This is a genomic window from Desulfonatronovibrio magnus, from assembly GCF_000934755.1.
GTDB lineage: Bacteria > Desulfobacterota > Desulfovibrionia > Desulfovibrionales > Desulfonatronovibrionaceae > Desulfonatronovibrio > Desulfonatronovibrio magnus.
Map to the genome: position 1 here is coordinate 19,343 of NZ_JYNP01000045.1, position 13,132 is coordinate 32,474.

At 44.7% G+C, this 13,132-nt stretch carries 13 protein-coding genes; 2 read left to right on the forward strand and 11 right to left on the reverse strand.

All coding sequences use genetic code 11. From position 1 onward, the window contains the following. Positions 1-25: 25 nt before the first annotated feature. From LZ23_RS05970 to LZ23_RS06020, 11 genes are all read right to left on the reverse strand, one after another. The gene (locus LZ23_RS05970; RefSeq protein ID WP_045212446.1) at positions 26-952 is read right to left on the reverse strand and encodes a transketolase family protein; all 927 of its coding nucleotides are present in this window, start codon (positions 950-952) and stop codon (positions 26-28) included. Then, complete coding sequence (locus LZ23_RS05975; RefSeq protein WP_157493113.1) at positions 934-1,800, reverse strand: transketolase; 867 nt, start codon at positions 1,798-1,800, stop codon at positions 934-936. The genes LZ23_RS05970 and LZ23_RS05975 overlap by 19 nt, the downstream gene beginning before the upstream one ends. Further along, positions 1,772-2,821 carry an aminoglycoside phosphotransferase family protein gene (locus tag LZ23_RS05980; RefSeq protein ID WP_052507149.1) on the reverse strand — a complete coding sequence of 350 codons (1,050 nt, stop codon included), beginning with the start codon at positions 2,819-2,821 and terminating at the stop codon, positions 1,772-1,774. Before LZ23_RS05980 ends, LZ23_RS05975 begins: the two co-directional genes overlap by 29 nt. Then, positions 2,805-3,413, reverse strand: a complete 609-nt coding sequence (locus LZ23_RS24530; RefSeq protein ID WP_052507150.1) for an HAD family hydrolase — start codon at positions 3,411-3,413, stop codon at positions 2,805-2,807. The genes LZ23_RS05980 and LZ23_RS24530 overlap by 17 nt, the downstream gene beginning before the upstream one ends. An 85-nt stretch (positions 3,414-3,498) precedes the next feature. After that, a complete protein-coding gene (locus tag LZ23_RS05990; protein ID WP_045212448.1) occupies positions 3,499-4,686 on the reverse strand; it encodes a hypothetical protein in 1,188 nt (395 codons plus the stop codon). 83 nt (positions 4,687-4,769) lie between these two features. Beyond that, positions 4,770-5,843, reverse strand: a complete 1,074-nt coding sequence (locus LZ23_RS05995) for a radical SAM protein (RefSeq protein WP_045212449.1) — start codon at positions 5,841-5,843, stop codon at positions 4,770-4,772. A gap of 193 nt (positions 5,844-6,036) precedes the next feature. Continuing rightward, positions 6,037-7,020 carry an SDR family oxidoreductase gene (locus tag LZ23_RS06000; protein ID WP_045212451.1) on the reverse strand — a complete coding sequence of 328 codons (984 nt, stop codon included), beginning with the start codon at positions 7,018-7,020 and terminating at the stop codon, positions 6,037-6,039. A 207-nt stretch (positions 7,021-7,227) separates the two neighbouring features. Beyond that, positions 7,228-7,839, reverse strand: coding sequence for an SIS domain-containing protein (locus LZ23_RS06005; RefSeq protein WP_198145916.1), 612 nt, complete (start codon positions 7,837-7,839; stop codon positions 7,228-7,230). A gap of 42 nt (positions 7,840-7,881) precedes the next feature. Further along, a complete protein-coding gene (locus LZ23_RS06010) occupies positions 7,882-8,580 on the reverse strand; it encodes a nucleotidyltransferase family protein (RefSeq protein WP_045212453.1) in 699 nt (232 codons plus the stop codon). Beyond that, positions 8,577-10,001, reverse strand: a complete 1,425-nt coding sequence (locus LZ23_RS06015) for a PfkB family carbohydrate kinase (protein WP_045212455.1) — start codon at positions 9,999-10,001, stop codon at positions 8,577-8,579. The genes LZ23_RS06010 and LZ23_RS06015 overlap by 4 nt, the downstream gene beginning before the upstream one ends. Before the next feature lie 24 nt (positions 10,002-10,025). Further along, complete coding sequence (locus LZ23_RS06020) at positions 10,026-11,390, reverse strand: hypothetical protein (protein WP_045212456.1); 1,365 nt, start codon at positions 11,388-11,390, stop codon at positions 10,026-10,028. Between the two features lie 704 nt (positions 11,391-12,094). On the opposite strand from LZ23_RS06020, the gene LZ23_RS06035 reads away from it, so the two are divergent. Together LZ23_RS06035 and LZ23_RS06040 are read left to right on the forward strand one after the other, a co-directional pair. Then, the gene (locus LZ23_RS06035; RefSeq protein ID WP_045212461.1) at positions 12,095-12,331 is read left to right on the forward strand and encodes an AbrB/MazE/SpoVT family DNA-binding domain-containing protein; all 237 of its coding nucleotides are present in this window, start codon (positions 12,095-12,097) and stop codon (positions 12,329-12,331) included. After that, the gene (locus tag LZ23_RS06040) at positions 12,328-12,723 is read left to right on the forward strand and encodes a type II toxin-antitoxin system VapC family toxin (protein ID WP_045212463.1); all 396 of its coding nucleotides are present in this window, start codon (positions 12,328-12,330) and stop codon (positions 12,721-12,723) included. The genes LZ23_RS06035 and LZ23_RS06040 overlap by 4 nt, the downstream gene beginning before the upstream one ends. The last annotated feature ends 409 nt before the right edge of the window (positions 12,724-13,132 follow it).

Genomic DNA, 13,132 nt, shown 5'->3' on the forward strand with positions numbered 1-13,132 from the left:
TCTGTATTTTCTCTCTGTTGCTTACTTACTTGCTTGCCATGTCCAGGACAGTGTCTGCAAGATTTTCTGTGCTCAGTCCGTAAAGGGCCATCAATGTTGACTGAGATCCGTATTTTTCCGGAAACACATCTGGCAGGCCCAAGCGCTTGAAGCGTTTCCCGGCAAATCCGTCCCACTCGGCCAGTACTTCCGCGCTTGCCCCGCCCAGGCCACCAAGGACCGAATGCTCCTCTACAGTTACAATGATCCGGACCGGAGTGGCCATCTCCTTCAACAACTTAGAATCAAAGGGCTTCAATGTGTGCATATGCAGAATCCCGGCATCGATACCTTTTTCCATCAAGGTCATTCTGGCTTCCAGGGCTATGCCCATGGTTATTCCGGTGGTTACAATCAGTACATCCTTTCCATAATGTACAGGGACCCCTTTGCCAATCTCAAACTCATGCTTCTCACTGGTAACAATGGGGTCGTATCCTTTGGCCAGACGAATATACAAAGGATAAGGCCAATCCAGGGTTTTCGGCATCAATCTGGCCATTTCATCCGCATCCGCCGGGGCTACTATGGTCATGTTGGGAATACTTCGCATTACTGAAATATCTTCAATAACCTGGTGGGTAGGACCCAGGGGGGCGTAGACCAAACCGCCGCCATTGCCCACCAGGCGCACGGGAAGATTATGCATGCAGAGATCCACAACAACCTGATCCAGGGCCCTGCGTACAATAAAAGAGGCGATGGTATTTACATATACAATAAATCCGTCCATGGCCATTCCGGCTGCCATGCCGATAACATTGGCCTCGCTGATCCCCTCCATAAAAAACCGGTCCGGAAAATCACGCCGGAATTCACCCATGTTGCCAACACCCAGGTCTGATCCCATGAACACCACCCTGGGGTCTTTGCCGGCCAACTTATATATCTGGTTTAAACAGGTTTTGCGCATTGCTTATCCAGTGAGTTCATGAGTTCCTGCACGCATTCAGCCGTAACCTTGCTCTTGTGATGCCAGGCCAGATTGTTTTCCGTCCCGGCAAAGCCCTTGCCCTTGACCGTGTGGCAGATAATGACCGAAGGCTTGCCAGGGCAAAAGGGCAGCTCATTCATAACCTCAAGCAGGGAATCAGGATCGTGGCCATTGACGTCCCTGACTTCAAACCCAAAGGCTTGCCACTTGGCGCTCAAGGGCTCCAGCGGGGACACTTCAGATACAGGCCCGTAGGACTGAAGCTTGTTGTAATCAATGATGATAATAAAATTGTCCAGGCAATGCTTGGAAGCGCACAGGGCCGCTTCCCAGACCGAGCCTTCCTGGGCCTCTCCGTCTCCAATAATGACAAACACCCTGGAAGACCGACCCTGCATCCTGGCGCTTAAGGCCAGGCCAACGCCTATGGAAGGACCGTGGCCAAGGCTACCGGTGGTAGCTTCCACTCCGGGTATCTTGCCTCTTTCGGGATGACCGCCCAGGATGCCCTCAGCACTGCAAAATTTATTCAGTTCGTCCTTTGGGAAAAATCCCTTGTCCGCCAGAACAGCGTAAAGAGCCAGACAACCATGTCCTTTGGATAAGATGCAGCGGTCCCGCTCCGGCCAGTCAGGATTTTTTGAATCATATCGCAGTACTTTATCATAGAGAACACAGAGGATTTCAACCAGGGACAAGGCTGAAGCCAGGTGCCCCCGGCCGGCGCAGTGCATGGTTTGGACCATGATCTTTCTCATGTCCTGGCTGCGCTTGTTCAGTGCAGCCCGCATTGCCCGATCATGCCAGGCATCGACGGAATCGTTCATATTTTTCCCAACTTTGGTTCAATAGATTTTCAGCCTTTTGAAGCTGGCGCTGCAGCACATTCTTTTCCGGTTGACAAGCATTGGAAAACCTGCGGCGTTCAAGATCCGCCGGGATAAATTCATTGAGCAGAATGCAGCACCACTTGACAACAAAAATTGGATACAGGGCAATGCTCCTGTCATAAAGCCATTTCCCTGGCTGTAATCCTTGCAAGGATTTCTTCAAAAGCCGTTCCCTGACCTTAGGTTCCAAATCCATCAATGGATGGGGATGCAGGTCCATATCGCACAGGGTCTTGGCTGGATCGTCCCAGCCGAAATATTCAAAATCAAGAAACCAGAGACGATTATCCGCGCCCCTGAGAGCATTGTGAAACCCAAAATCAGAGGGGCTCAGGGTCTGCCTTGATCTGGGCAGCTTTTCCTCAAAGTCCAGTCTTTCCCGGCAATGGTTTTCAGCCTGGTCCAGGGCTGGTGCGAGTTGCTCATGCAAAAACGCGTGCATCCTGCCAACAACAGAGCTTTCATTGGGAGCATTGGATAGCCTTGTCAGGCGAAAACGCACATTGTCCATTAAGCCATCCGGGCTGAAAAATGCCTCTGATGCCGGATCTGCCAGGTCATACTGTACGCTGTCAGCAATTTTTTTTAAAGAACCAAGAAATTGTACTGCCTGCTCCGCATCATCCAGTGTTGCCAGGGATACCCGGGTGCCGGATATATGCTCCAAAATAGCTACGCTGTTTTCTTCGTCCACGGCCAGAATCATCGGCACTGCTCTGATTCCATGCCCGTGCAACAGCTGAAGGGCTTTTACCTCCACTGACATGCGATCGCGGGGATCACCTGGGTGGCGAAAATAGTGCTTGGCAATTACTGTCTGGCCATCACTAAGATTGAGCCTGAAGACTTGGCTGTTGCGGCCCCCTGCAATGGATTGCGCGGACATGACAGGTATTTTGCAAAGCTTGTTCCAAATTTGGCTGGCCTTATGTCCATTTGTGTCATGCTTGAAAGACAAACCGGGTAATTTCCTCCCAACTTCTGCATACCGTGACTTTTTCAGTATTCTTTGCCAAGTCGACAGGTAAAAAATGAAACCTGCTGATGGTTGTATCCAAATCCCTGTGCAGCAAAACTTCTTCCAGGTCGTCAATAAAGTGTGTGCAGCCCAGGCTATTAATCCGCACAACCTTGTCCTCACGGGTGGATTCAAAAAAAATACCATTGCTCCTCAGGCCGTTCTTGTTGTCCAGCAAACCATGGGTCTGCAGCCAATCCAGGGAGGCCTGGCGCAGATTTGTCTGCGTGTCATCATGAGGAGAATACTTGGTCTTATGGCTGACAACAAAAATATCGGCGCCATGCTCTGCTGCAGCAAAGAGAAATTCTTTAAAACCCGGCATAATTTCAGCCTCGGGCATACATGGTCCGTATACCCGGCCCTGCAGCTTCTGCCAGGCTAATTCGCCATGCTTATGGCGGATACAAACCCCGACTGCCAGCTTTGTTGCAGGGCATGTCAGCTTAATAAGGCCTTGGGAAAGTGCCTCGCTATGAAAAATACGGTCATAGGAAACTATTGTGTTGTCAAAATCAATGCCTATACGCATACATTTATATCTATACTTGATAAGTATATTTTCATAAATAATTTACAATAAGATAAAAAAATTAGAAATATATTGAACATAGCTATTAAAAGCTAAAATTTCTTAAATTTAAACGCTTTAAGTTCTCTAGCTTTGCCCTGCCTTTTAGCTTTTTTAAATTATCCGGTATGCGAGAAGACATTTTGTATGACATCATGAAGCCGCTATCATCAACTTTTAAAAAACCAAATTTTTCTTGGTAGTATTCCTTTGTGACTAATAAGCCAGCCTGGTCTAAAGTCCATTTTCCACCATTATTAAGTGCATAATTAATATAAGCAGAATATATTCTTAAAAAATTTATTGATTCTCGACTGTTTCTAAAATAGGATAAGCCAGCATTAAATCTCACCCATGGCACAATAGCATTATCTATTCTTGTAAAAGCTAAATTGTTTTTAATATTATTCGTATACTGACTAATATCAAAGTCAACATTCATGTCAATATCCATAAGTATGCAATTGCAGTTATATTTAACCATAATTTCTTCACACTTGAGAAATCTATACAAACTACTCATCAAAGCCATATTGTAGTGTGTAGTTGAAAAATCAACTTCTATGTTTTTGTAATTCTTTTTTAGTGTTTCTGAAAAGCTTATTATATGAGGGATCGTGGCTGAATCATTGATTATTACTATAAAGTATATCAAATTTTTATTATTTAGTCTAAGCTGTCGGCTAAAAAAATCAGAAAAAATTAAAAAAAGTTTAATATCACATGATATTAATATAACATTTTGATTCGTTGGTTTTTTGTCAGGTTTGCTATCAGTAAATTTTACACTGTCTAATAAAAAATTATATGATTCTGGAGGAAAAAAATTGCTCGAATGTTCAACATATTCAGGTGTCATCTGTATATTGTCATAAAAATATTTCATGTAAGTTTGTGCGCAAGTATAGAATGAACACATCCAGTCCTTACTTTTGTGTGAATAGCCAATGAAACCATTAATGTAGTCTTGAAAGCCGGGCAATTGTGAATTAAAGTTAAAATCATTTTTTAAATGTTTCAAAAAATTAACATTTCCAGCATAAGCTGCTGATATTACTATGTCAAATCTGTCTTGTAAGTCTAATATGCATGACTTTTTTTTAAAACATGAATATAGTTCAATAGCATAACGACATGATTTTGCGAAGTCTCTTAATCTAAAATATTTAGTTCTTAATTTTCTCAGCTCAATTATACCATCTGAATTGTTATATTTAGTGCTGTTTATAGTCATAATTTTCTGTGTGTAATAGACGTACAATGTGAAAGATTAAAATATAATTCCCTAAATCAATTTATACGATTAAAAAATTTTAACTATATAAAATTTGCATGCGCAGGAGGTTCTTTCAACTCCCACAAGTACCGATTGATTTCGTCCATTCTACAGTTCACCCTGCACTTGGTTGAATCAAAATCCTTCTCAAACCACTTCATCAATTTCCTTCTGCGATCTCCAGTCCATATTTCATCAAAACTATGATCATAAACATTACCGTAACAAAAATTTTCATCCCCCAGAAACACACTGCATCCCCAGATATTTCCCTCGGCATCCATGTAGGACCAGAAGGGCAGGGCCAGGCAGGAGGGGTAAGCGCGGTCCTGCTCATCCCATTTATGCATGGTGCGTTTTCTGAAGATTACTGAGAAGGAATCCGAGGCATGGGCCTGAAGCCGATTATTCAGATCTTCATATTGTGAGTACTCAATCTTCCTGTATTCCTGGGTTTTGCTTTGGGGATGCTGGGAATACGGCTTGACCACCAGGTAATCAATTCCCATATCCCGGCAGCGCCGGGCAAGGACTTCAATTTCCTGTGCATTTTCCGGCAAAAGGATAATTTGCAGACCCAGAGTGCAACGCCCCCCCTGTTTTTCTCGGATTTGAGCAGCCTGTTCCAGGTTGTGCATAACCCGCTCGAAATGATCCGGCCTGGTCCCGTGAATTCGGGAGTAGGTTTCAGCAGTCCCGGCATTACAGCTGATCTTGATCCATTCGGTATGTTCCAGGATTTCGCGACTGATTTCCGGAGACATGAGCGTGCCATTGGTGGTCAGGGCCACGTCAATGCCTGATTTTCTGGTATGCTGGACGATCTCAGCCATGTCCTGGTGCAAAAAGGGCTCGCCCTCGCCGGCATACATGACGCTCTTCAGGCCCAGACGACCAAGCTCAGTCAGACGTTCTTTCAGCAATCCGGTATCAAGAAATCGTTTCTTGTACCCCATGAAATCCAGCCCGCAGAACACGCAACGATGGTTGCATGCCCCGGCAGGACTGATCTCCATGTAGAGGGGGTAGACGCACTGTCCTTGCAACCACTGAGCCACCCTTTGGGGATGGTAATTCAGTTTGTGGCTGTCTATTTTGTATCTGTCTTTGTTCATCGTGATGTTAACCACTGATGTTTACTTGAAACTTTTATTAACCACTAATCTGCACTAATTTTTATGAGCTCAAAGATGAAAGATGAAAGCTCAAAGCTCAAAGCTCAAAGATAAAAGATCAAAGCTTTGCTGCAATACAACCTTCTGATTGTCCAGGCTCTTATGAGAAATCAGTATGCAATAGTGGTTCCAATCAGCTCTTCCCCAGGTACTTGAACCAATCCTGGGTAGCTTCTTCAATGCTCTTTGGCGTCCATACCGGGGCCTTGCGCCAATACTCGATGTTTTCCAATACATTGGCAACACCCTGTTCAATGGACACCTTGGGGCGCCAGCCAAGCTCGTTCCTGGCCTTTGTGATATCGGCAAAGGTACAGTCCGGCTCTCCTGGGCGCTTGGGGATGAAGACATGATCTCCGCCCAGCAGTTCCACCAGTCGGTTGACAGAAACAGTTCCATCGCTTCCGATGTTGTATACTTCTCCCACGCGGTCGCTCTTGGCCGCAGCCAGGAACGATTCCGCAATATCTGATACATAGGTGAAGTCCCTGGTCTGGGTTCCGTCGCCAACAATGGTGAAGGGCTGGCTTGCAAGTTTCTGAGCCAGGAACACCCCGAAAACCGCCCCGTATGTGCCAGAGGTGCGCGATCTTGGGCCGTAAACATTGAAGAAACGCAGGGAAACGGCGGACAGTTTGTAAACCTGGGCCCAGTGCAGGACCAGTTCCTCGCCCAGACGCTTGGTCAGGGCATAGGGGTACTGGGGGCGAATCTCAGCTGTTTCAGGCGTGGGGTAGTTGTCCGGGATGCCGTAGCAGGAGGAGGACGCGGCATAGACGAACCGTTTCACTCCCGTGGCGACGCTGGCCTGGAGGACGTTAAACGTCCCGTCCACATTGGCCCGGAAATAGGCTTGAGGTTGCTGGATGCTGGGCACGATATCAGCCAGGGCTGCCAGGTGAAAGACCCAGTCAGTACCCTGGAAATGGCTTAGCCAATCGTCTTGTGTGCCAAGGTCGCATTCAACGAGTTCTACCCTGCCGCGAACATGGTCCAGGTTCTCCGGCCTGCCTGTGCTGTAATTGTCCAGCACAACCACTTTATGGCCCAGGGCCAACAGGGAGTCAACAAGATGGCTGCCGATAAACCCGGCGCCGCCGGTCACGATGGATTTCATTGAGATCCTTTTTTAACCACTAATTTTCACTGATTCGCACTAATTTTTTGAGCACAAAGTTTAAAGCTGAAAGCTGATGGCTCATAGCTCATAGCTCATGGCTGGTAGCTGCTGGCATGTCTGCCATAAAACCATCTGGGCTGTACAGATTCTTATGAAAAATTAGTGAAGATTAGTGGAAATTAGTGGGTCAAAGTTCTTCCTGATTTACTCCCAGCACAATGCATTACACAGCCATTGCATACACATATGGCCAATGATGAGCTGCATGTCCTCGGCGATCTGCATGTCGTCCACTGGAAAATGCAGGGGCACCTGGGCCAGTTCCTTGCAGCGGCCGCCGGAAAAGCCCAGGATGGCAAAGGTCTGCATGCCAAGAGCATTGCCTGTTTCCAGGGCCTTGACCACGTTGGGCGAGTTGCCGCTGCCGGACAGGACGATGAGCATGTCTTTTTTCCTGGCCTTGACCCGGAGCTGTTCGGAATAGATGTCCTCGTAGCCCAGATCATTGGCCAGGCAGGTGATCACTGCCATGTTCGCGCTCAAGGCCTCCACCCTGAGCCCGGCGCCGGCCTTCACGCCCGCGCCGTAGAGCAGGTCGTTGGCAATATGGATGGCGTTGCCGGCGCTGCCGCCGTTGCCGCAAATGAATACCTGTCTGTTATTATGCCAGGCAGAGAGAAGTTCTTCACAAAGCAGCGGGATTTTGGATATACTTGAATGATCTAAAGCCTTATTGAGGCGCTGAGTATATTCATTGATAAACATTTCCCATGATGTCAAATTACTGCCAGTTGATGAAATTGAGATATCTTTCATAAAAAAAATCACCACCTTGCATAAAGGCATTTTGCTAAACATTTAATTGCCGGCATGAATATTTGCCAGTGCATAGTTTGCTGGAGTCCCAATATCCACAAAAAAATCAGAGGTTTCATAGGCAAAAATTTCCCCTTTTAGATAGGGCAGAACATCTATACTGAAATTTTCAGCATCCTGAAACTCATTTTGCAACCTCTGCAATAATTGTGCTGACAATAAATATATAGCCCCATTCGCCAAATTACCAGGTGGATCAGCATTTTTTTCATAGAATTCTTGAACTACCCCTTGCTTGTCCAGACGAACAATACCACAGGATGAAGGAATGTTTGAACGAAAAACCATCATGGTCATTGAACAATGTAAGGGACGGTTATGGTGTGCAGCCACAAATTCTTTTAAATCATCCAGACAATAATTGTCAGCATGTACAAGTAATCCATCCTGGTTTTGAAAAAAATCCAGATTAGTCAAAAGAGTACCTGCTGTCCCTAAAAGCTTGGGTTCATAAGACAATGTTACCGCGTCATTGAATTGGCTATGCTCAATGAATTTATTTACCTTTTTACTGAGATAGTGTGTGTTAACCAAAAAAGGACCAAAGTTAATACTGGAAAGTTTTTCCAGCCAGTGTTGAAGTAAAGGCTTTCCATTTATTAATGCCAGACATTTTGGAGTATTATCTGTCAATGGCTTAAGTCTTTTACCATAGCCTGCAGCCAGTAGAATTGATCTCATCCGCAAATCTCTCCGATAAGTTCATCACGGCAGACTGGAGTGTTGCCAACTCGACCAACCTGGATTGCAGCAGAAAGGGAACCAAGAAGTGCAGATTCCCATATATTGCCCCCGGAAGCCAAGGTTAAAGCGCTTGTCATGAGCAAAGAATCACCTGCTCCTGCCACATCCTTAGGTGCTGAATTTAGCGCGCTGATTCGGTCTGTATGCCAGGTGCAGTTATCTCCAGCATGAATAAGCAACCCTTCCTCGCCAAGTTTTAGCAGGACATTGCCGGCGTCAGCCATCTTTCTGAGCTTTTCCGCCAGGATGACAAGTCCGTCTTCATTGTTGCGGACAGCCAGGCGGGCTTCCCGCTCAGTGGGTGTTATGAGCTTCATGCCTTTAAACCTGCTGATATCTCCTACCTGCGAAGAAGACTGACTGTCAGCAAGCAGCATTACTCCCCTGGATAAGGCCATTTTATTTATTGATTCTACAACAGTAGAGGGAAGACAACCATAGTTGAAATCTGAGTAAACAAGAAGATCGACATCTTTTATGGCTGATTCAACCTGTTCAAGCAGCAAAGCTTGCAAGCTGGAATCAATAGCCTGTTGATAGAGACGACTGACTCGTAAAAGGGTTTTTCCCCTGCTTCGAAATCGTTGTTTAAGGGTAGTAGGCCTGTTGGAATCTTTCAGAAGACTGGCTTCAACGCCGGCACTGCTCAACTTTTCCATAGCCAGGCAATGATTTTGGTCATCTCCTGCAACTGAAACAAATTTCACATAAGCGCCCAGCCCTACTCCATGAGCAGCTACTATTCCAGCTCCACCAAGAAAAAAGGTTGAATCCAATGGACTGACAACGATAGTTGGATCCTCCTGGGACATTCCCAAGGCTTCACATGTTATGTATTCATCAATGATTAAGTCACCAACAACACACACCTTCAGTTTAGAAAATCTATGTATCAGCTTTTCCAGGCTCTCGGGTGTAATTTGATGACGAACAAGATAATCTGTTGGCAGGGCAATTGTTTGGGGCTGTGCTTCAGTGAATTCCTTTTTCAAAAGATCCAGTGAAGAAAAAACCGACTCTCCAGAGCTGAATAAAAGGCGGCCACCGTACTCTTTCAAAGCATCCAATTCAGGATTATACTTATTTTCGTGTTCTTTGCCTTTTACAACAATATCCGGGCGTATTTGCAAAATTGCGGAAGCAACAGGTTCGTCAAGCAAAAAAGCCTCATCCACCCAGCTGTTGCTGCGAATACCTTCCAATCTGTAATGTTCAGGCATATGAGCGGAATGCCCGGCCATGCGATCTGAAATTACCCCTACAATCAAATGATCGCCGCAAGATTTGGCAAAGCGAAGTAAACGAAGATGCCCTGGGTGGAGAATGTTGAATGCACCGGTAACAAGTACTTTTACCATTTATATAAACCGTTTATGAACAAGCTATAGATTTATTAAAAAATCATCAGCGCTTTTAACCCTTTTGCACGTTCCCTTTTGAATCTGATCTTTAAAATATGTCTCTCCATCATCTGTGATAACCAAAGACGGAACTCCTAAAGTTTCAGCCTCGATGACGCATGAGGAATAGCAGGTTACATGGACATCCATATGTCTCATTAGGGCTAATAGGGGCCAGTTAGTGGCCCTTTCAAGAATGATGTTATTAATGCCCTTATCTTTGAAATATTTTCTCCAGGATGGCAAGCTTTCATTGGCCCCTGGATGTACACGAAAAAAAATATCAAAGTCTTTGGTTGTTCTTTGCAGGGCAGTTGGAAACCAGTCTGGCCATGAATAAGAATCCTGGTGGGTGAAGAGCAAGCGTTTTCTACCGTTTGCAGATGGGAACTCCCTGGAAAACAGGTCGTCATAATATCTTGTGGTTGGGTTCTTCTGCTTCCACATATCCAACCAGGGATTTCCATCAACCTGAGCTTGATGCGGGCTGTTCTGGAGTTTTGAAGACCAGGTAATAATTGAGTCTTTCTCTTTGTCAGACCATACTGAAAAAACATCAGGAAGCATCGAGTACCCAGAGGATGGAACATTTTCCCAGCGACCGTATGCGGCATGGTAATCACCCTGTATTCCATGCTGTAAATCTATGGTTTGAATACCAATTTCTCTGGCAGCGCTAACAAAAGCCATTTTTTCACCATAATAGCACGTAAAATAAACGGATTTTGGCTTGACGCGGGAAAGTATATCCTGAAAATACTTTTTGTTGACCAAAAATCTTAAATTTCTAAAATTATTCAATATATAATTTGCTGTTTTCTTAAAGCCTTTTTTTGCCAAAATGATAATGACTTTTTCCATATCCTGCACATAACATTTTACCTTGTCTAACTTATGTTTTTTTGCGAATTCTGTTAAATCCTGACTGATATAAAATCTTGGACCATTGGGCATTGGTGATGAGTTTGTTATTTTTTCCTGTTCTAATACTATACTTTTTTTCCCTTCTGACTTTAATTTTTCAATAACTGGGTCTGTGTAAATATTTATATACTTATCCATAACCAGCTTATTGCAAATCGAATTTGTAACAAACAAGCAATCAGCAGTGTGATCATGGCGAGGATTATTTAGAAACAGAGAAAATCTGCGATTTTTTAAACTTGCATTTTTGAATTGAATTTTACTGTTATTAGCTGGTGTTGTTCTGTCATTTTTTTTGAAATTTTCAAAATAAATATTTATTCTGATTATTGGCCAGACATTTACTCCCTCTGCCTGCCAGGAAGTAACAGGAGTATTAATTTCCAGCCAATTTATAAAGTCCATTAAATCATTTCTGTTCATTGGTAGGTCCAATTTCATTGATTGTTTGATTATTCAAGTTTGCCTATCAAGGCTGACTTTCAGACTATAATCAGGCCTGCTCATACTCAGATCATGGAAAAAATTGCCAGCCAAAACAGCGTCATAGTGTCGACCTGTGTGTGTAAGAACTGGAGATATTTTTTCAGGATAGTTTTTCTTAATCTCAGACATTATAGACGTAATTCTTATGAAATTGCGCATAGACCCCTGACATGTAAGGTTTTTTTCATAAGCTAACCCATATGTATTTTTGCTGTAATTCTGATCCTTTGCTGATTCCATTAAGTAATGCTAATTTTGTGCCACCAAGCGGAAAGATTTTCTCGCGCTGGGCACGCAAAGGACGCAGGGGGGGCTGACGGGAAGGAAGAAGGACTGGGGCTTGCATATTCTTTATTCCTCTGCGTAACCTGGCGAACTCTGCGAGAGGGAAAGAAAAGATTGCCTCGCGCAGAGGGCGCAGGGGACGCTGAGGGGGAAGTTGTTCGCCCTGGCGGGAAGAAGTAAAAGCTGGGGGATGCACATTCTTTCTTACCTCTGCGGATCGGCTATACGGATTACGGATACAAGGCAGCACTAATGCGTGAAGCAAGACTTCTGATTAACTGATTCCCATTTTTCTTTGACAAAATCCACGCGATTCCTTACTTAATGGTAAGGAAAATAAGTTTCGGGAGGATTATATGCAAGCAACTGTGACCAGCAAGGGGCAGATAACATTACCCAAGGACCTGCGGGATAAGCTGAACCTCAACGTCGGAGACCGGGTGGAATTTTTCATAGACCAAGAGCAGGGTGCGCGCCTTGTGGTTAAGCATGTGCCCGTAACCATGCTCAAGGGGATGCTGCCCAGACCTTCCCAGCCTGTTTCCATTGAGGATATGGACAAGGCAATCCTGGAGGGAGCAGCGAAGTCATGATAGGCTTGGATACCAACGTTCTGGTCAGGTATTTGACCCAGGATCACCCAGAGCAGGCATCACAAGCATCTCAACTTATCGAAAAGCATTGCACTATAGATGATCCTGGCTTTATCAGTCTTGTTGTGCTTTGCGAACTGGTTTGGGTGCTTCGCGGCGCTTATGGATATAAAAAACAACTGGTCGTGAAAGTTCTGGATCAGATTATGACAATCAAAGAACTGATAGTCGAAGCAGAACAAACCGTCAGATATGCCCTTGCAGTCTATCGTAACGGACCCGCAGACTTTGCTGACTATGTAATCATTTTTTCCAACCGCGCACAGGGATGCGAGACGACTTACAGCTTTGACAAGCGACTTACCAAAAATGACTATGCACGCCTGCCATAGCAAAATATTATACTTGAAGTATCGCCAAATATAAAAAGCTTTGCGCTTAACGCCGTCAATGCCCGTGACACACTTCAGCAAGTCGCGTCTTCAGGGTAAAAAACTTTCTCGATTCTGGTTGTTGTAAAATGTCTTTTTCTTAGTCAAAAACCTGACCTGTATAAACAACCCTCTCAAAATTAATACCCTGGAATCGCTTACGGTTCAAGGAACATAAAAAACTTCTGCTTGATGAAAAGTTATGCATGGTAAACAGATTTCCCTGCAAAAACCTCAGATTATGGTGAATCTTTTGATGTTCCTGCACTCACAGCAAAAAGTACTTAAACTTTGCAAAACTGATGCCCATTCTTTCTTGCCTTTGCGTGACTTGGCGGTCTCTGCGAGAGGAAAAGAAAAAGATTGCCTC

What these genes read in the sequence shown, in the direction of transcription:
- LZ23_RS05970 (WP_045212446.1), bottom strand. Translation starts at nt 952, where the DNA reads ATGCGCAAAACCTGTTTAAACCAGATATATAAGTTGGCCGGCAAAGAC.
- LZ23_RS05975 (WP_157493113.1), bottom strand. Translation starts at nt 1,800, where the DNA reads ATGAACGATTCCGTCGATGCCTGGCATGATCGGGCAATGCGGGCTGCA.
- LZ23_RS24530 (WP_052507150.1), bottom strand. Translation starts at nt 3,413, where the DNA reads ATGCGTATAGGCATTGATTTTGACAACACAATAGTTTCCTATGACCGT.
- LZ23_RS05990 (WP_045212448.1), bottom strand. Translation starts at nt 4,686, where the DNA reads ATGACTATAAACAGCACTAAATATAACAATTCAGATGGTATAATTGAG.
- LZ23_RS05995 (WP_045212449.1), bottom strand. Translation starts at nt 5,843, where the DNA reads ATGAACAAAGACAGATACAAAATAGACAGCCACAAACTGAATTACCAT.
- LZ23_RS06000 (WP_045212451.1), bottom strand. Translation starts at nt 7,020, where the DNA reads ATGAAATCCATCGTGACCGGCGGCGCCGGGTTTATCGGCAGCCATCTT.
- LZ23_RS06005 (WP_198145916.1), bottom strand. Translation starts at nt 7,839, where the DNA reads ATGAAAGATATCTCAATTTCATCAACTGGCAGTAATTTGACATCATGG.
- LZ23_RS06010 (WP_045212453.1), bottom strand. Translation starts at nt 8,580, where the DNA reads ATGAGATCAATTCTACTGGCTGCAGGCTATGGTAAAAGACTTAAGCCA.
- LZ23_RS06015 (WP_045212455.1), bottom strand. Translation starts at nt 10,001, where the DNA reads ATGGTAAAAGTACTTGTTACCGGTGCATTCAACATTCTCCACCCAGGG.
- LZ23_RS06020 (WP_045212456.1), bottom strand. Translation starts at nt 11,390, where the DNA reads ATGAACAGAAATGATTTAATGGACTTTATAAATTGGCTGGAAATTAAT.
- LZ23_RS06035 (WP_045212461.1), top strand. Translation starts at nt 12,095, where the DNA reads ATGCAAGCAACTGTGACCAGCAAGGGGCAGATAACATTACCCAAGGAC.
- LZ23_RS06040 (WP_045212463.1), top strand. Translation starts at nt 12,328, where the DNA reads ATGATAGGCTTGGATACCAACGTTCTGGTCAGGTATTTGACCCAGGAT.